This is a genomic window from Streptosporangium sp. NPDC002721 (assembly GCF_042888905.1).
Classification (GTDB): Bacteria; Actinomycetota; Actinomycetes; order Streptosporangiales; family Streptosporangiaceae; genus Streptosporangium.
The window spans coordinates 1-18,949 of record NZ_JBIAQI010000016.1 but is presented as its reverse complement, the minus strand read 5'-3'; the positions used below and the strand labels follow the sequence as shown (position 1 = coordinate 18,949).

At 68.7% G+C, this 18,949-nt stretch carries 9 protein-coding genes; 6 read left to right on the top strand and 3 right to left on the bottom strand.

What is annotated here, in order from left to right; genetic code table 11:
• Window positions 1–175: 175 nt before the first annotated feature.
• The 6 genes from ACFYWM_RS23305 to cutA all read left to right on the top strand — a co-directional run bounded on the left by ACFYWM_RS23305 (window position 176) and on the right by cutA (window position 7,430).
• Window positions 176–1,738 carry a PucR family transcriptional regulator gene (locus ACFYWM_RS23305; RefSeq protein WP_389917543.1) on the top strand — a complete coding sequence of 521 codons (1,563 nt, stop codon included), beginning with the start codon at window positions 176–178 and terminating at the stop codon, window positions 1,736–1,738.
• Between the two features lie 58 nt (window positions 1,739–1,796).
• Window positions 1,797–2,012 carry an RNA-binding S4 domain-containing protein gene (locus ACFYWM_RS23300; RefSeq protein ID WP_362681009.1) on the top strand — a complete coding sequence of 72 codons (216 nt, stop codon included), beginning with the start codon at window positions 1,797–1,799 and terminating at the stop codon, window positions 2,010–2,012.
• 266 nt (window positions 2,013–2,278) lie between these two features.
• The gene (locus ACFYWM_RS23295) at window positions 2,279–3,658 is read left to right on the top strand and encodes a uracil-xanthine permease family protein (RefSeq protein ID WP_389917542.1); all 1,380 of its coding nucleotides are present in this window, start codon (window positions 2,279–2,281) and stop codon (window positions 3,656–3,658) included.
• The gene (locus ACFYWM_RS23290) at window positions 3,655–4,524 is read left to right on the top strand and encodes an FAD binding domain-containing protein (protein WP_389917541.1); all 870 of its coding nucleotides are present in this window, start codon (window positions 3,655–3,657) and stop codon (window positions 4,522–4,524) included. Before ACFYWM_RS23295 ends, ACFYWM_RS23290 begins: the two co-directional genes overlap by 4 nt.
• The gene (locus tag ACFYWM_RS23285) at window positions 4,517–4,993 is read left to right on the top strand and encodes a (2Fe-2S)-binding protein (RefSeq protein WP_389917540.1); all 477 of its coding nucleotides are present in this window, start codon (window positions 4,517–4,519) and stop codon (window positions 4,991–4,993) included. Before ACFYWM_RS23290 ends, ACFYWM_RS23285 begins: the two co-directional genes overlap by 8 nt.
• Before the next feature lie 46 nt (window positions 4,994–5,039).
• Window positions 5,040–7,430: an aerobic carbon-monoxide dehydrogenase large subunit gene (gene cutA / locus ACFYWM_RS23280; protein ID WP_389917539.1), complete on the top strand. Its 2,391-nt coding sequence runs from the start codon at window positions 5,040–5,042 to the stop codon at window positions 7,428–7,430.
• 742 nt (window positions 7,431–8,172) lie between these two features.
• On the opposite strand, the gene ACFYWM_RS23275 is transcribed toward cutA, so the two are convergent.
• The 3 genes from ACFYWM_RS23275 to ACFYWM_RS23265 all read right to left on the bottom strand — a co-directional run bounded on the left by ACFYWM_RS23275 (window position 8,173) and on the right by ACFYWM_RS23265 (window position 18,535).
• Window positions 8,173–8,553, bottom strand: a complete 381-nt coding sequence (locus tag ACFYWM_RS23275) for a permease-like cell division protein FtsX (protein WP_389917538.1) — start codon at window positions 8,551–8,553, stop codon at window positions 8,173–8,175.
• 657 nt (window positions 8,554–9,210) lie between these two features.
• A complete protein-coding gene (locus ACFYWM_RS23270) occupies window positions 9,211–10,617 on the bottom strand; it encodes a WD40 repeat domain-containing protein (RefSeq protein ID WP_389917537.1) in 1,407 nt (468 codons plus the stop codon).
• A gap of 22 nt (window positions 10,618–10,639) precedes the next feature.
• Window positions 10,640–18,535 (bottom strand): RHS repeat-associated core domain-containing protein, encoded by a 7,896-nt coding sequence (locus tag ACFYWM_RS23265; RefSeq protein ID WP_389917536.1) that lies wholly within the window; start codon window positions 18,533–18,535, stop codon window positions 10,640–10,642.
• Between the last annotated feature and the right edge of the window lie 414 nt (window positions 18,536–18,949).

Genomic DNA, 18,949 nt, shown 5'->3' with positions numbered 1-18,949 from the left:
GGCCCCGTGGGTGTTGAACGTGCTCTCTCCAGCGGTTCGCTCGCTCACGGACTCCCCCATCCATTGAGCAGACCGTAGAACGGGCGTGGACACAGGCCGTACGGAGAAAGCTGCCAACAGTCTGCCCAAAGGTTGGCTCTTCCTGACAGACGTGTCCATCAGTCACAATCACCTCATGGAACCCCCCGTGCGGCCGGCGAGCACCGGAACGATCATCCATGGCGTCGCCGTCGGCGAGGTCCTCGGCGTCTCGACACTGGCGGGAGCCCGGCTGATCGCGGGGGAGCGGGGCCTGGACCGCGTCGTGCAGCGCCTCAACGTGATGGAGGTGCCCGACGTACTGGCCTGGGTCAAGCCGCACGAGCTGCTGCTCACCACCGGATACCCGCTGCGCAACACCCCCCAGTCGCTCGGCAGGCTGGTGGCCGACCTCGACGAGCGCGGCCTGGCCGCGCTCGCCATCAAGCTCGGCCGCTATCTCGACGAGCTGCCCGAGGAGATGGTGGAGCAGGCCGATCGGCTGGGCTTCCCGCTCATCCAGCTTCCCGACAACGTCGGCTTCGACGACATCCTCAACCAGGTCCTGACCGACATCCTCAACCGCCAGGCCGCCGTGCTGGCCAGGGCCGAGGAGGCGCACCGGGCGCTGGTCCAGGTCGTGCTCGCCGGGGGCGGGCTGCGCGAGGTGACGGCCGAGGTCGCCGGGCTGCTCGGCGTGGGGGTGGCCGTGCTGGACGGGACGGGGCACGTGCTGGCCGCGGCCGGGCCCGTCGAGCACGTGGCCACACTGCGTGACGCCCCCGACGGGCACCACACCTCGGTGCCGGTCGTGGCGGGCGGCCACCACCACGGCAGGATCGTCGCCTGCGGCCCGGTCGGGTCCGTCGGTGACGGCGACGTCGGCATTCTGGAACGTGCCGCGACGGTCGCCGCGCTGGTGGTGACCCGGCAGGAGGCGGTCAACGCCGTCGAGAGCAAGTACCGGGCCGACTTCCTGCGCGACGTGCTCACCGGCAGGGCCGGGGGCTCCGAGCGGGTCGCCTCCCGGGCCAGGGCCTTCGGCTGGGACCTGCAGCGCCCGGTCACCGTGCTGGTGGCCGAGCTCGACCCCGAGGGTGACGAGCGGGCCGCCCAGGACCGCCTGGTCACCTGCTGGACCGGTGCGATGCGCCGCCACGACGCGCGCGGCGCGGTGGCCGGGTTCTCCCACGAGGTCGTCACCGTCGTGGACGCGTCCGTCGACGCGGGCCGCCTGGCCAAGGACGCCGCCGCGGCCTTCGCCGAGTCCCTGCCCGCCACCTTCTCCACCGGCGCCAGCCGCGTCGCCGTCGGGGCCGAGGCGCTGCCCGAGGCGTACGGCCAGGCGCTGAAGGCCGCGCGGGTGGGCCGCCAGCTCCACGGCAACGGCGCGGTCGCGCACTTCGACCAGCTCGGCGTCTACCGGCTGCTGTCCCTGGTCAACGACACCGCCGAGCTGCACGCCTTCGTCCGCGAGACCCTCGGCCCGCTCGCCTCCGACGACGACGCGGAGAACGCCGACCTGCGCCGTACGCTGCAGGTGCTGCTGGAGACCAACCTCAACGTGGCCGAGACGGCGCGCAGGCTGCACTTCCACTACAACACGCTGCGCTACCGGATCGGCAAGCTGGAGCGCATGCTCGGCGGCTTCACCGAGGACGCCCACCTGCGCCTGAACCTCACCCTCGCCCTGCACGTCCTGCGGATGCGCGGGATCTGACGCCTCGCCCGGATGCGCGGCCGCGTCCGGCGCCTACGCGGGATCTAAGCTGGTCGGCGTGAACGAGACCTTCGAGCTGGACACCGAGTACATCCCGCTGTGCGACCTGCTCAAATACTGCGGCGTCACCGAGACGGGCGGGCAGGCCAAGCACTTCATCGCCGACGGCAACGTGCTGGTGGACGGGGAGGTCGAGCTCCGCAAGACCTGCAAGATCCGCGACGGCCAGGTGGTGACCGGCGACGGCTTCGAGATCCACGTGGTGGCGAAGTAGCGCGTGTCGTGGCAGGGGAGCCGGGCCGGCCGGGACGTCGCGCGTGGTCCCCGCCAGGCCCGCGGCGCCGTACGCGATCCTCACCGGGCGGGTCGGCGGGCCGTGCGCGAGGTGTCCACTGGTCGGCCGCTCAGATTTGGCAGATCATGACGGTGTAAGGGCATGCTTTCCGTCCTAACGTGCCCGCAACAGCTGTAAGGGGATTCGCCGGAGGGAAGCCCGCGGGGTGGTTCACCGACCGACGGCCCGGTGAGAGGTGGGGCTCGATGGTTGCAGGTTGGACGAAACACGGTGACGGCAGGACGCTCGCCCCGGGAGAGGTGGTCAGACCCGACGAGCGGCTGTCGTGGCCGCGGATGGTCGGGTTCGGGGCCCAGCACGTCGTGGCGATGTTCGGCGCGACCTTCGTCTTCCCCCTGGTGATGGGACTCGACCCCAACGTCGCCATCATGTTCTCGGGCGTCGGAACGATCATGTTCCTGCTCATCGTGAAGGGGAAGGTCCCCAGCTACCTCGGGACCAGCGCGTCGTTCGTGGCCGGGGTGGCCTCCATCCGGGGGTTCTTCGGCGGCGACACCCCGGCCGTCGACGCCATCGTCACCGGCGCCATCCTGGTCGTCGGCCTGGTCCTCGCGCTGCTGGGCGTGGCGGTGCACTTCCTGGGTGTGGGGGTGATCCACCGGATCTTCCCGCCGGTCGTCACCGGCGCCGTCGTCATGCTGATCGGCTTCGGCCTGGCGTACGTGGTCGCCGACGTCTACTGGAAGCAGGACCAGTGGATCGCGCTGATCACGATGGTCGTGACGTTCGTCATCATCGGCCTCTTCAAGGGCTTCATCGGCAGGATCGGCATCCTTCTCGGCCTGGTCATCGGCTTCGCGCTCTCCTGGGTGGCCGACAGGGTCTTCGGGAACATCACCGCCTTCAACGCGGCCACCGGCGAGGTCGACACGCACCCCAGGGTGAGCTTCGAGGCGGTGGCCGCGGCCGACTGGATCGGCCTGCCGAGCATGCACCTGCCCGACGTCAGGTTCTCCGCCGTGCTGCTGGTCCTGCCGGCCGCGATCGCGCTGTTCGCCGAGAACGTAGGCCACGTCAAGGCCGTCGGCGAGATGACCAGGACGGACGTGGACCCGTACATGGGCCGGGCGGTCGCCGCCGACGGCGCCGCCACCGTCGTCGCCAGCGCCTTCGGCGGCTCCCCGACCACCACCTACGCCGAGAACATCGGCGTGATGGCCGCCACCCGTGTCTACTCGACGGCCGCCTACTACATCGCCGCCGTCATCGCGATCCTGTTCGGCCTCTGCCCCAAGTTCGGCGCGCTGGTCGCGGCCACGCCGGGCGGCGTGCTCGGCGGCATCACCGTCATCCTGTACGGCATGATCGGCCTGCTCGGCGCGAAGATCTGGATCGAGAACCGGGTCGACTTCTCCGACCCCGTGAACCTCGTCCCGATCGGGGCCGGGATCATCCTCGCCATCGGCCCGGTCACGCATATGATCGGTTCGGACTTCACGCTGGAGGGCATCGCCCTCGGCACCATCGTGGTGGTGGCCGGATACCACCTGCTCCGGGTCATCGCCGGGCGGGGCGGCACCGGTCCGGCGGAGGTGTCCGAGCCACGACGAGAGGCCACCGGGTGAAGCCACCCCCGTTCGAATACCACGCACCCCGCTCCCTCGGCGAGGCGCTCGACGCCCTCGCCGGGGCCGGGGAGCAGGGCAAGGTGCTCGCCGGGGGGCAGAGCCTGATCCCGCTGATGAACATGCGGCTCGCCGCCCCCGCCCACCTGGTCGACATCAACCGGCTGGCGGAGCTGGCGTTCGTCGACGTCGGACCGGCGGGCGTCCGGGTCGGCGCGCTGGCCAGGCACACCCAGGTGGAACGGCACGAGCGGGTCGCCGCCGCCCAGCCGCTGCTGCGCCGGGCGCTCCGGCTGGTGGCCCACCCGGTGATCCGCAACCGCGGGACCGTGGTCGGCAGCCTGGCCCACGCCGACCCCGCCGCCGAGCTGCCCGCCGTCCTCGCCCTGCTGAGGGGTTCGGTACGGCTGGAGCGGTCCGGCGCGACCAGGGAGGTCCCCGCCGGTGACTTCTTCACCGGCCCGCTGGAGTCGGCGGTCGCCCCGGGCGAGCTGGCCGTCTCCGCGTTCTTCCCCGCGCCGCCCCCGCGCTCGGGCACCGCGTTCCGCGAGGTCGCCCGGCGGCACGGCGACTACGCCCTCGCCGGGATCGCGGCGCTGGTCGTCCTGGACGACGACCTGCGAATCACCTCGGCCACGGTGGCGTGCGTGAGCCTCGGCCCCGTCCCGCTGCTCGTCGACGTCACCGAGGCCGTCGGCCACCGCCCGGCCGCCTCGGCCGGCTGGGACTCGGCGGCCCAGGCCGTACGGGAACGGGTCGATCCCGAGGCCGACATCCACGCGACCGCCGCCTACCGGCGGCATCTCGCCGGAGTCCTCGCCGAGCGGGCACTCCGTGACGCCGCCAGGGAGGCCGCGGATGCATGAGATCACGCTGACCGTCAACGGGGTGCTCCGGCAGGCCGAGGTCCCGGCGCGGCAGCTGCTGTCCGACTGCCTGCGGCACGACCTCGGGCTGACCGGCACGCACGTGGGATGCGAGCACGGGGTCTGCGGGTGCTGCACGGTGCTGCTGGACGGCGAGCCCGTCCGCTCCTGCCTGACGTTCGCGGTCACCGTGGACGGGCGCGAGATCACCACCGTCGAGGGGCTCGCGGGCGGTGACGGCGCGCTCTCGCCGGTGCAGCGGGCCTTCGCCGAGTGCCACGGCCTGCAGTGCGGCTTCTGCACCCCCGGTTTCCTGTGTACGGTGACCGCGCTGCTGCGCGACAACCCGGCGCCGACCGACGAGGAGGTGCTGGAGGGCATCTCCGGCAACCTGTGCCGGTGCACGGGCTACCAGAACATCGTCAAGTCCGTCCACCGCGCGGCCGAGATCATGGCGGAGGAGCCGTGAGCGGGCGTGGGGGACACTTCCCCGTGGGCCGGCAGGTGAGGCGATCATGACCACGAAACTGTTCGGCGAGCCGGTCGTCCGGCGCGAGGACCCCCGGCTGCTGACCGGCAGGGGCCTCTACGTCGACGACCTGGGAGCCGGATCGCTGGAGGCGGCGTTCGTCCGCTCCCCGCACGCCCACGCCAGGATCCGCGACATCGACGTCTCGGACGCCATCGAGGTCGACGGGCTGGTGGCGATCTACACCTGGGAGGACCTGCCCGGCGCGCTCGCCGAGCCGCTGCCGCTGCTCATCCCGCACCCGGCGCTCACCCATGGCCGCACCGCGTACCCGCTGGCCCGCGAGATCGTCAGGCACGTCGGCGAGCCCGTCGTGATGGTCGTCGCCCGCGACCGCTACCTCGCCGAGGACGCCTGCGCGCTCATCCGGGTCGACTACGAGGTCCTCAAGCCGGTGGTCGGCGTGGAGGAGGCCGCGCAGTCGGCGCAGCTCGTCCACGAGGGCGTGCCCGGCAACGTCGGCGCGCACCTGGTCCAGGAGGTGCCCTCGGCCGCCGGGCTCGGTGCGCGCGAGGCGATCGACGCCGCGCCGCACACGCTGTCCTTCCGGCTCGACATCGAGCGCAGCGCGTCCATGCCGCTGGAGGGACGCGGCGTGCACGCCCGCTGGGACGCCGACGACCACTCCCTGCGCGTGCACTCCAGCACCCAGACCTCCACCAGCGTCCGGATGGCGATCGCGGCCAAGCTCGGCCTGCCGCTGCCGAAGGTCGAGGTGATCGCCCCCGACGTGGGCGGCGGCTTCGGCGTGAAGATCGTCCACCCGTGGCCGGAGGAGATCCTGGTCCCGTGGGCGGCGATCACGCTCGGCCACCAGGTCAAGTGGACCGAGGACCGGCGCGAGCACTTCGTCTCCTCCGCGCACGAGCGGGCCCAGGTGCAGTCGGTCCGGGTCGGCTTCGACGACGAGGGCCGGGTGCTCGGCCTGGACGTCGAGATCCTGCATGACCATGGCGCCTACACGCCGTACGGGATCATCGTGCCGATCATCACCTCCACCCAGCTGCTGGGCCCGTACCGGATCGGCGCCTACCGGGTCGAGTTCTCCTCGATCTACACCAACACCGTGCAGGTCACCCCGTACCGGGGCGCGGGCCGCCCCCAGGGGGTGTTCTGCATGGAGCGCACCATGGACCACATCGCCGAGCACCTCGGGGCCGACCGCACGGCGGTGCGCGCGGCCAACTTCATCCAGCCCGACGAGTTCCCCTACGACCAGGGCCTGATCTTCCAGGACGGCCGCCCGCTGATCTACGACAGCGGCGACTACCCCGAGTCGCTGCGGACGCTCAAGGAGCTGATCGGCTGGGACGACTTCCCCGCGCTGAAGGCCCGCGCCGCCGAGGAGGGCCGCACGATCGGGATCGGCGTCGGCTGCTACGTCGAGGGCACCGGCGTCGGCCCGTACGAGGGCGGGCACGTCCAGGTCACCTCCGACGGCCGGGTGCACGTCTCCACCGGCCTCACCTCGCAGGGCCAGGGCCACGAGACGGTGTTCGCCCAGATCGCCGCGTCCGAGCTGGGCGTGCCGATGGAGCGGGTCTCGGTCGTCACCGGCGACACCCGCAGGTTCGGCTACGCGGTCGGCACGTTCGCCTCGCGGGCCGCGGTGATGAGCGGCAACGCGATCGCGCTCGCCTGCCGGAAGGTGAAGGAGAAGGCCCTGCGGATCGCCGCCGACGCGCTGGAGGCCGATCCCCGCGACCTGGAGATCGTCGACGGTGAGGTGCGGGTGGCGGGCACCCCCGGCGCGTCGATCCCGCTGGCGACCGTGGCGGTGCTGTCCAACCCGCTGCGCTACGCCTTCGACGAGGAGGCGGCGAGGGCCACCCAGTTCGCGGGCGCCGCGTCCTACGACCGGCCGCCGGTGGCCGAGGGGGAGGAGCCGGGGCTGGAGGGCCGCGACTACTACTCGCCGATCCGCTCGACCTTCGCCTCCGGCATGCACGCGGCCATCGTGGAGACCGACCCGCTCACCGCCGAGATCCGCATCCTGCGCTACGCCGTCGTCCACGACTGCGGCAGGCTGATCAACCCGATGATCGTCGAGGGCCAGATCCACGGCGGCGTCGCCCAGGGCGTCGGCGGGGCCCTGTACGAGAAGATGGTCTACGACGGCCACGGCCAGCTGCTGAACGCCTCGTTCATGGACTTCCTGATGCCGTACGCCACCGAGGTCCCCCACATCGAGACCGCCCACCTGGAGACGCCGTCCCCGCTGAACCCGCTGGGCATCAAGGGCGCGGGGGAGGCGGGGGTGATCCCGGTCTCGGCGGTGCTCGCCTCGGCGATCGAGGACGCGGAGGGGATCCGGATCGACAGGATGCCCATTTCCCCATCGGATTTGTTCGACCTGCGCCGCGCCGCCACGGGCTGATTTTCGTCGTCGTCGGGGCTTCCGGGGGCGTGCCTTCTCAGCGCGGCCCGATGGCGGCCCGCGGGAATCTCACCACCGACGCGTTCCGCCGGAAAGGGCACGCCAACACGGCCTACGCCCGGCGGTATCACCGCGACGACGCCCCCGACCGCTCACACTGTTCCGGCCGTGAACGCACATCACGATGGGTGGGCACGTCTTCACCATGCCGGGGCCGTGGCATCTATCCCACCCATGAGGTGATAACGCTACTGATGATGGGTTTTCGCGTATGCGTCTCTCCTGGCCTCGCATTCGGGGACCGGCGATCCACGCTGGCAGGTCTGGTAAACCGCCGTCGCGGGCATGCCAGACGTCCCCGCTGACGGTGACCCCTCAGGCATGCCTGCAGTATTCGTATTCGATGTTTCCCTCGACGCAGATGCTCCGCTTCGTCACCACACCGCTCGCATCGGGACCGCGGCAGTCGGCATAGACGGGAACGGCGTCCTTGCAGAGCCGTCCGGCCCCTCGATAGACGCACGCTTCGTACACCGCGGGTACTCACACCGCCTGTCGGTAATCTTGATCTCGTAGCTCTCGGCCACTTCATCAAGGGCGGGCGGCTCGCCCAGCCTGTGCCCGGCGACCTTGCGCGCGTGCTTGGCCTCCTGGAATAGACCCTGTCTATCCCGTCGACCGTCGCGAGTATCGCCTCTCGCTCCTGCCCGGTTGGCCGTCCCTGCCCCTTACAGGGCGCTTCCTACTCCGGGTCCTCCCCGCAGAGCTGGATCGACAGATCCGATTTCCCGTCCCAAAAGAGCTGTTCGGTGGAGAAGTTGACGGACATCACGCCAGGCAGGTCTTCCACAGCTGCTCGCAGGCTGTCCATCAGGGGACGCGTCACGTCCTTGTCACCGACGTTCCGCAGGTGGCCGTCGAACGATGGTGGCGCCTCCTCCTCGGTCAGGAGACTCTCCTCACCAAACTGCTCGGCCGTCTGCCTGGCCGCCTCTTCGGCACTCACGAACGCGAACTTCTCAACACTGGGCACCCCGCGGATCGCCGTCTCGACCGCCTGCCGCTGTCGGCCGGTGAATCCGCCCCGGCATTTCTCGGCCCCCTCCCCTTCTTGTCCGGACACAGCCAGACGGAGAAGAGCGTCTCCGGCCAGGGCCCGTCGGGCGGAGGCATGACGGTGAGGGACGGCCGTTCCCGGAGCAAGAAACCCGCCACCACACGCAGGACGACGGCAACCGTCGCAACAATCACTGTTATCAAAAGCCGCCGCCGAAGAACAGCCGACACGACCTTTTCGGAACCGGAGACGCCTTTCGATGGAGGATTTTCCTCACCAGGGCCAGAAATCATACCGACCAAGATCCCGGAAGAACCGAACGCCGGTCGAGCCTTCGATATTACCTTGAACCGCAGGCTTAGACAGAAGCCAAGTATGTCCCGAGAATCGCCTGGGGCTCTTATTTGGCCGTTTCAGCAGGTGCGGGACGTGCACGCAATAATCACACGAACGGCGATTGCTGCACGGGGTGTTTCTCAGGTCATTCACAGTGAGCAAACGATATTGCCCGCGCTCTACACAACAAGTGTCCTTTGAATCACCCGTATGCTCCAAAGCGGCTTCCCGCCTTGTTTCGTCCCCGCTGCGCGAAAACACCGAAGGCAACGGCAGGTGATGCGAGACGCGCTCCCTCCGCGGCGGCACGAAGTACGTGCAAGCGCGTGAACCCGACTTCTCGTGGCCGGGGAACCCTCCGCTGTCGCACGTTCCTCAGCGAGGACCTCAACTGAGATCCGGGTTCATGGAGCAGACAACAAGAACGTCCATGCCCTCCACCGCGTAGTCCGACCAGTCGGCGCCACCCGTGTAGCGAGCCCAATCCGCCTTGCTGAGCTGCGCGTTGGTATGGCCTCGACAAGCCGCTCGCTCCGGGTCGGCGACGACCTCGGCCAGATTCCTGAGATCCCATACGGAGACCCCGCCGGGGCCGGCCGCCAGGACGATGCCGCCGTCGGCGCCGAGAACCACGGACCCGATCTCCCGCCCATACCCCTTCAGCGCGGCCAGCCGGGTCGGCTTGGACGGGTCGGAGAGATCCCAGAGGCTTCCGGAATCGCTCGGTCCGGCGAGCAGGGCGGTCTTCCCGTCGGCGGTCAGGACCATGTCATGCATGTCACCGAGAGGCACTTCGAACACGGCTGTGCGAGCCGGACTCGACCGGTCGTCGAGATTCCAGGTTTCGACCCGACGCGCGTTCCCAACGAGGACGACGCGCCCGTCCGCGCTGATCGCCGTCGTTGCCGCAGACCGTGCCAAGTCGGCCGACTTGACCGGGCGCGAGGGGTCGGCGAGGTCCCAAACCGTCACTGTTCCGTCGTTGTCCGCGGTGACGGCGACCCCGCCGTCCGCGCTGAGTCCGAGATCGCGAACGGAGGAGGCATGTGCTCTCGTCACCGACAGGCGCGCTGGACGAGACCGGTCAGTCAGATTCCATACGGCCATGTCGCCGGCACTGTTGCCGATCACCGCCGTACGGCCGTCGCGCGACAACGCCAGTGCCCTCCCGCCGCCGTTCCCCTCACCCGCTAACGTGGCCATCCGGATCGGCCTGGCCAGATTGGTAAGGTCCCACACGATCGTGGCGCCGTCGCCGGTCAGCGCGGTCCGCCCGTCGAAGGACAGCGCCATCGTCTCCACTCCCTTCCTGTTGCCCTTCAACGCGGTGACCCGATCGGGTTTCTCGACGATTTTAGGATCGAGCCAGGTCGTGAGGTCCCATACGCTCACCTCGTCGCCGACGCCGTCACCGCTATCGGTCAGGGCGATCCGCCCGTCGCCGCTCAGCGCCACCTCTCCGGAGGCGTCCGGCGTGAGCTCCTCGCCGCGATCCGCGACCAGCGTGTCGATCAGCCCCGCCCGCGTCTGCGGGTCGGAGTGGATTTTGACTGCCGCTAGGCCGAGGATCCGGGCCGTGCCGGGGGCGGCGTCACGCAGGTCAGCGGCGTGCAGCGCGAGCCCGTGGGCCAGTGCGACACGCTCCTGGGTCGACGCCCTGTCGTGCTCGCGCTTCCACGCGAGCCCCACGACGACCAGGCAAGTGGCCAGGAGCGCGGCGAGCCCGATCGCGAACGTTCTCCAGCGGACGTCGCCACGCGAATCCGCTTGCTGGGCCCATGGCAGGTTGTTCACTTAGGTCTCCAAACCGTCCGACTCACAATGGCGCGTACTCTTTTCGGATGACGTGCTCGTACTGCGGGCCGCACTGCCCATGGCTGAGCGAGCGGGTTGGGGTGCCGCTCACGCAGTCATAGGTCCGAGTGATCACTTGAATACCTCCTGACTCCCCGTGTTCCTTGCTCCCATTGAGCGCAGCGCTTATTGCGCTCTGTTCAATCTCCTTGATGACACCATTAATGACGTCGATCATCGCTTTCGCGATGCCACAACCTCCGGCGATAACAGGTTTAGCCACACCTAGGACGGCCGCGCAGATGTCGAGCCCAGCGGTCACGAACACAAGAGGCAATTCGCCGCCCTGGTCGATATCCAATCCGTCCTGCGGACTGATATAGGTCGCACACGAGTGGCCGCGTTCACGCTTCTCACAGATCGCATAGGACACGTCCTGCCAACTCTCACCCTTGGTACAGACCGTGCCGTCGAGTCCTTTCGAGCCCTGGCATTCTTTGGAGAAGGTATTCCAGGTGTTGTTACAGGTGTTCTTATTCTGGAAGACCTTCCTATTTGCGCTGTCGCGGCAGTGAACCAGCATGTTCACGCCGAAGGCGCATTCGTTCGCTGAGCCGCCTCTGCCGCCCTTGTAACACCCGAGGAACTTACCCTCCAGATCGTTACACTGGACGTTCTTATGCAGCGCACATTTATAGCTTACTTCGGAGAAGGTGCTGCATCCCGGATCGTCGCCTCTCTTGTCGGCGCGGCATGAGTAGTAGTTGAATCGCACCTGTCCGCAGACTCCGGTCGTCTGACCGTATCCTTCCCGAGCGCCGCCGAGTTCTCCGTACTGGCAGCGACGGACCTCTCTGCCCGCACCCCCGCAGACGCCGTGGCTCTGTCCGCTGTAATAGTCGCTACCTGTGCGGCACGTCACGTACTCGTTCGCAAAATCAGAGCAGACGCCGTGGTTGGCCTTATAGTTACCGGCCCGCTTCTCGCCACGGCAACTGACGTAGTCATTTTTCATCCCCTGGCAGATTCCCGTGCTGTTTTTGTCCTTCCTGCAGTCCTTGTACTCGCCGGCCGCGTCGTTGCAAATCGCACCTTTGCCCTTTTGGGCACCCTTGGGGCACTTAGCGCTGTTCACAGAGGTGCTGGATGACGACTTGACCGTTTTCAGCGTCATCGTCATCGTCGCCTTCACCGACGTCAACATTACCTGTGCCGCCATCTTCGCGGCCTTCGTGGCCTTGTGGCCATCAGGGTCGATGTTGGTGAGCGGGTTGTTGTTGGCGTAGGCGTAGCGGTTGAGCTGCACGCTGGGGTCAGGGTTCTGGGTAAGGGTGTCGCGGGAGACGAAGCTGCCCGTGCTCGGCTGGTACCAGCGGGCCGCCATGTTGACCTTGCCGGTGTTGGGGTCGGTGTAGCCGCCCTGGTAGCCGAGCGCGTGCGTGGCCCCGGTACGGGTGATCACCTCGCCGAACGGGTCGTAGGCCGCCGAGTCGGTCAGTGCCGTCCCGTTCGCGGTGAAGGCGCCGACCAGGTCTCCCCGCAGGTCGGAGAAGGCCAGCTGGGCGCCGGCACCGTCACTGATGCCGAGCGTGCGGCCCAGCGCGTCGCGGCCGAAGCTCGCCTTCTTGACATTGGCGGCGTCGGTGACGGCCACGAGGTTGTCGGTCAGCCCGTCGTAGACGTGGTGGGCCGTCTGCCCGCCCTGGGTGCGGGTCTGGATCCGGTCGAGCGCGTCGTAGTCGTAGGTGACGGTGTCGTCGTTGATGAGGCGGTCGAAGGCGTCGAACTTGGAGATGTGGACGATGCCCTTGGCGTCCTCCTTGAGCGTGCCGCGTGCGGTGTAGGTGTAGGTGTGGCCGTCGCCCGAGGTCAGGCGGTTGCGTTCGTCGTAGGTGAACGTCTTGTCCCCGGCCTTGGTCCGGTTGCCCGCGGCGTCCCACGTGTAGTCGGTCTTCTTGTTGTCGGGGGCGGTCCAGGAGGTCAGCCGGTTTGACCAGTCGTAGGTGTAGATGTTCCGTCCCGCTCCCGCGGTGTCGGAGGTCGTCTTGGAGGTCAGGTTGTCGTCAAGGTCATAGCCGTACTCGATGGAGGCGATGGCGCCGCCCGAGGAGGTGGTGAGCCGGTCCTTGGTCAACCGGTTGAGCTCGTCGTAGGTGTAGGCACGGCGCGCGCCCGCGCCGTAGGTCATAGAGGTCAGGCGGGAGGCGTTGTCGTAGCCGTAGCCGATCACGGTGGCGCTGACCGGGTCCACCGACTGGGTGAGCCGGTCGGCGTCGTCCCAGGTGAACGCGGTCGTGCCGGTGATGTCGACGCGCTGGGTGAGCCTGTTGTTGGCGTCGTAGGCGTAGGCGTTCACGTCACCGCCCGCGCCGGTGGTCTTCAGCAGCAGGCCGCGGTCGTTCAGCGTGAAGCTCAGCTCGTTCGCGCTGACGATCCTGCCGGCCAGGTCGTAGTCGAAGGTCTTGTCCTCGGTGGCCGCCTCGGCGCCGATGCCCGACTGTCTGGTCAGCCGGTTCAGCTCGTCGAAGACGCGGTCGACGCGGACGCCACCGGGGATGAGGCTGGTCACGGGGTTGCCCGCGGCGTCGTAGCCGGTGGTCCAGGTCCGGTCGGCCGGGTTCGGGTGTGCGGCGGTGCTGGGCTCGATGACCGACTCGATCAGGCCGAGAGTGTTGTAGGTGGTGTGGGTAGCGTTTCCTCGCCCGTCGGTGGAGCGGGTCTGGCCGCCGGTGGCGCTGTAGCCGAAGGTGCTGGTGATCGTCTCGGTGGCCGAGACCGGTTCCCGTACCTCGGTCAGCCGGTTTGCGGCGTCGAACACCTGGGTGACGGTGCGGCCCTCCGGCGATGTCTGGCTGGTCAGGTTGCCGGCCAGGTCGTAGCCGAACGTATTGGTACGCAGCGGCGCGCCGCCGGTGTTCAGTTCCTGGGTTTGGGTCTTCCTGGCGGCCAGGTCGTAGGTGGCCGTGGTGGACAGCCCTAGCGGGTTGGTCGTCTTGACGGGTCGTCCGGCAAGGTCATAGGCGAAGGTGGTGGTGTTGCCCAGCGCGTCGGTCTGCGTGGTGAGCGCGCCGGTGGCGTCGTACGCGCGTGTGCTCGCGTCGCCGGTCGGCCGAATGGTCTTGACCACCCGGTCGGCGTCGTCGTACTCCATCTTGGTGACATAGGCGGCCTGGGACGGCTTGCGCTCGATGGTGGTCAGGGTGATCTGGCGGCCGAGGTCGTCATAGGTGGACTCCGAGCGGGCCCCGGTGGGGTCGGCGGTCCCCAGTGCCTCGCCCAGCAGGTCGTAGTCGTAGGTCCAGACCGCGGCCGGTGCGGCGCCCACTCTGGGTGCGGTGGCCTTCACCTTGCGGCCGAGCGCGTCGTAGACGGCCGTGGTGGTCTGGCCACGCCGGTCCGTGGAGCTGATCAGCTGGCCCGCGGCGTCGTACCCGGCACTCGCCTTGGGCGTGATCGGCTGGCCGCCGGGCGGCGTGTAGGCGGGAAAGATCTGCTCGACGATCCGCCCGGCCCGGTCCAGCGTGGAGGTGGTGGTGCGGCCCTCGGCGTCGACCTGGCGTGTCCTGTCGCCGAAGGTGTTGTAGCCCAGCCTGGTGGTCGGACGCAGGGTGGCCGCCGCGGCGCCCGCGCGTTCCACCGTGACCGGCGGCAGTTGGATCCGGGTGGGCAGGCCGGCCGCGTCGTAGGTCACGGAGGTGGTGAACGCGGCCCGGTCGGCGCCGGAGGCATTGCCACGCGGGTCGGTCACCTCAGTGACCAGGCCGCGGTCGTCCACGGTGAAGGTCGTGACCAGGTCCTGCCCGTCGTTACGCACGGTCTGGCGGGTCGGTTTGTCGGCGGCGTCGTAGGCGTACTCGGTGATCTCGGTGCGGCCGGTGCCCCCCACGCTCTGGCTGACCTTGACCGTGTTGTCGTTGGCGTCGTACGCGGCGGTGGTGACGCGGTTCAGCGTGCCGGGATCCACGGTCTGGGTGACGAGGCGCCGGGCGGCGTCGTAGGTGGCGTCCACTCGCAGTGTGCCGTTGCCGGTGATCTGCCGGGTGGGGTTGCCTGCGGCGTCGTAAAGCCTGGACTCCAGCGGCACGTCCTTGGGGGTGGTCGAGCCGTTCAGCCGGGCGCCCTTGGCGATCTTCTCTGCCGGGAGATTGTCGGCGAAGTAGGTGTATGCGGTGGTACGCCCCATCGCGTCGGTCTCTGAGGCGAGCCGTCCCGCCGGGTCGTAGGCCATGGAGTTCATGACCACGTCAGCGGCCGGTTGCGGGTTGACCGGGCTGCCGGTCCAGCCCTTGAGCGTGGTCGTGGCCGGCTCGCCGCGCGGTGTGTAACCGTAGTGATGGGTCGTGCCGCGTTCGTCGGTGAAGGCGGTCTTCTGGCCCTTGTGGTCGTACGCGAATCGCTGCACGCCGCCTTCCGGCCCGGTGATGGTCTCCACCTGCCCGTAGGCGTCGTAGGTGTAGGTGGTGGTGCGCTTGGCGTCGCCGCCGGTCAGGTCGGCCACCGACTCGGTCAGCGGTAGGCCGTCCGCGTCGTAGGTACCGGTCCACTGCGAGGTGTGCGTCACTCCGGTGACGTCGTTCTTGACGCCGGTGCCCGTGCGGGAGGTGACCTTGCCCAGCCCGTCATGGGTGATCGTCGTCTTGACGCCGCCGGGGAACGCCGCCGAGATCTCGGTCTGCGTGATCAGCCGGCCGAGCGCGTCGTGCTCGTACTTCTTGACCAGGCCGGTCGGGCCGGTCTCCGTTGCCAGGTCTCCGGCGGCGGTGTAGGCGTACGTGGTCTCGTTGCCCTTGAAGTCCTTGCTGGACTTCACCAGACCGGCCGGGGCGAGGCCACCGCCGACGGCGGGCTCGCTGCCGTCGGTGTACACCTTCGCCGTTGAGCGGCCCTGCGGGAAGTCCGGGGTAGCCGGCGTGGTTTGCCCTGTCTCCTCACCGAAGGCGTTGTACGTCCACGAGGTCTTGTAGGTCTCGTCCGTGGCCGAGCCCGACCGGGCGTCACGCTGGGCGATCTTCACGTCGTTGCGCGGGTCGAACGGCTTGTCCGCGTCCACGAAGTAGGAGTGGTACTCCGTGGAGCACTTGTCGGTGCTGCGGCAGGTCTTCTTCGACAGCAGGTTCCCGCGCTCGTTGAACGCCAGCTCCATCGCGTTGCCGTTGGCGTCGATCACCTTGGCCGGGTTTCCGCCCACGTCGTAGCCCCACCTGGTGGTCGCCCCGACCTGGTCGGTCTGTGACACCGGCCGGTAGCCGCGCTGCGCGTCGGCCACATAGGTGACCACACCGTTGTGCGGGTCGGTCACCTTCACCGTCATGAACGTCGACTGCGTCGTCTGCTTCTCGTACACCGGGTCGGCGAGGATCCACTTACCGCCGTTGGCGTCGGTGTGTGTGGCCAACCGGCCGCCGTCGGGGTTGTAGGTGTTGACCGCCCAGGCCCGGCCCGAGGGCAACGTCGCCTGGGTCAGCTGCGGCTGCGGTGTCACGGCGGCGAAGTGGCGCCGTACGGCGGCGGCCGCCAGCGGCTTGCCGTACACCGCGACCTCGTCGATGTCGCCGTTGAAGGGGAAGACCGCGGCGGCGGTGGTCGTGAACGGCCAGGCCGGTGAGGAGTGGCCGGAGCCGATCCGCGTTTCCCACATGTCGCCGTGCTGGATCTCCCCCTTCAGGGTGCCCACGGCGGCGCCGTCAAGGTAGAGCGTCTGCGTATGCTCCGCTGGTGTCGAGCTCCCGGCGGGCCTGGTCTCGGTCGCCGACAGCACCACGTGGTGCCAGGCGCCGTTGTTCACCGCTCCGGAGGAGGTGATCGGCGTCTGCACGGTGGTGGAGAGACCGGTGAAGAACTGGCCGCGCAACTTACCGTCGGTGCCCACGTAGACCAGGGGAACGGACGCCGACGGCGTGTTGTCGGCCGTGTTCTGCATGCCGATGACCGTGCCGGAGGCGGTGGTCTTGAACCACGCCTCGACCGTCAGTTCCCCGCCTTGGCCGCTGACCGCGTTCCGCGGCAGCTGCACGAAGGTCGAGTTCGCCGTGCCCTTGAACCGCATCGCGGTGTCCGGCGACCCGGTCAGCGCGCCCGGCACTCGGGTCACCAGGTCGGCCGGTGTGGTGCCGTTGAGCTTGGCCTGCTCCTCGGTGATGTTCCAGCCCGCCGCGCTCGCGACGATGGTGCCGGTACGGGTCTCTGTTTCGTTCAACCGGTAGTGGTACTCCGGCCGCGAATCGGTGATCACGCTCTTGTGGCGGGAGCCCGCGGCGTAGGTGTAGCCGTTGCACGCGGTCGCCGAGGTCGGCGGGCACACCTTGACCAGCTGGTCACCCTCGTAGGTGTAGGTCCAGGTCAGCGGTTTGCCGTCCACGGGGTCGGTGGACACGCTCGCCACGTGGTTCCCTGCCCAGGTGAATGTCAGCGACCGGCCGGCCGTCGTGGTCACCTTGGTCAGCTTGCCGCCGGCGTCGCGGGTCAGCTCCTGTGCCCGGCCCCGGTAATCAGTGATCTTTGCCAGGCGGCCGGAGGCGTCGAACCAGTAGGAGGTGGCCGACTTGTCCATCAATCGCCAGCCGCCCGCCTGCTCGGTGGCCAGGGTGGCGAAGGTTCCCTGCGGGGGCGCGAAATTGCCGTTGCCCGTCGGCGCGAACCGCACCTGCTCGCCGCCGGGATAGGTCACCAGCAGGTTCCCGGTCGGCTCCGTTTCGATCCGCATGTCCCACCGGGTGGTCCACCCGGCGCCGAACATACCGTCGGTGCGGGGATCGAGGCTGTTGTAGGTACGGCTCACCGACAGCGGCGGTCCTGTCACCGCCGCGGAGGCGTCGGTCGAGGTATGGGCGTAGTTGCCCGAGGTGTGGTTGAACTCGCGGCCCTGCGTGCCGGCGGCCAGCAGCCCGTTGATGTTGCCCTGCTCCGGTGCGGGGGTGAAGGTCCGCCACGAGGAGGTCACCGTGGTGTAGGTCGTGGCAGCCTTGGCCATCCACGAGTACGTCTCACCCCACTTCAACCGCTTGTCGTCTACCTGCCAGGTGCCTTCCTTGGTCCACCCTTCGGTCGTCTGCGCAGAGTCCTTGCACCAGCGCCAGTTCGGTGCGGTGCCCGCGCAGATCTGGAACCAGTACTTGACCTCGCCCTTGTTGAAGGGGCGCGCGTTCGCCGACAGCACCGGCGTCAGGGTGCCCACCTGACTGTTGTGCGCCGGGGAGAACGACTCGAACGGCAGCGCCGCCACGGTCGCGTACACCCAGCCCGACCACGACCCCGACACTCCGGAGGCGGTCGTGGCCCGTGCCCGCCAGCGGATGTGCCAGCCGTCGGTCAGCTTCTCAGCCGGTACGGCCGCCCAGGCGTTGGTCCCGGACGCGTACTCCTTGTCAGAGGCGCCCGACCAGATCAGCCCGGTGCCCTGCTCGGTTTTCGCCGGGTCGTGCTCCACCTCGACATTGAGCTTGCCGGGCCGGTTCTCCGGGTCGGTCACCTTGGCGTACATCCATGGCGTCAACGACTCTGCCGTCCATGACGTCGTGCCGCGAATCGCCGGACTCATTCCCAGGCCGTCGACGCTCGGCTTTCCGAGGTCCACGGTGGCGTTCTGCCAGGGTGACCATTCGCCTTCGACGCCCGCGGTGGTGACGCCGCGTACCCGCCAGCGGACCTTCATGCCGTCGGTGAGTTTTCCGGCCGGTACCTGCACCCATGCGTTGCCGCCGGAGGTGTAGGAGGTGGTGTCCTTACCGGACCAGATCGGTCCGGTGCCCTGTGCGGGCGCGGCCGGGTCGTGTTCGATCTCCGCGCCCAGTACCAGTTTCGATCCGTTGGCGCTGGTCACCTTCGCGTACAGCCATGGCGTGGCCGAGGCCATCGTCCAGGAGTCGGTGCCTCGGGTGGCCGGCACCGCGCCCAGGCCGTTGCCGGCGGTTCCGCTCACCGAGACCGTGGCCTCCTGCCATTCGGACCATTGGCTGGTCACTCCGGTTGAGGTGGAGGCTCGTACTCGCCAGCGGATGAGCCAGCCGTCTTTCAGTTTTCCTGAGGTGACGGCGGGGGTTTGCAGCCAGCATGGGGCGGTTGTGTAACACCCGCTGGTCGACAGGTCACCGCTGTCGGACCAGATCAGTCCTGAGCCCTGTGCGCTGGCTGAGGGGTCGTGTTCGACTTGGGCTTCCAGGCGTAGTGGTCGTGATTCGGGGTCGCCGCCGTCGGCGGAGAAGGTCGGCTGGGTGGACGGCAATGTCCACAACCCCGAGGTCTGCTGTCCTGGGGAGGCTGAGAGGTCTGAGACCACGGGCTTGGAGGTGTCGATCCGTCCGGCCTGCCATTCGGACCATTGGCTGGCTACTCC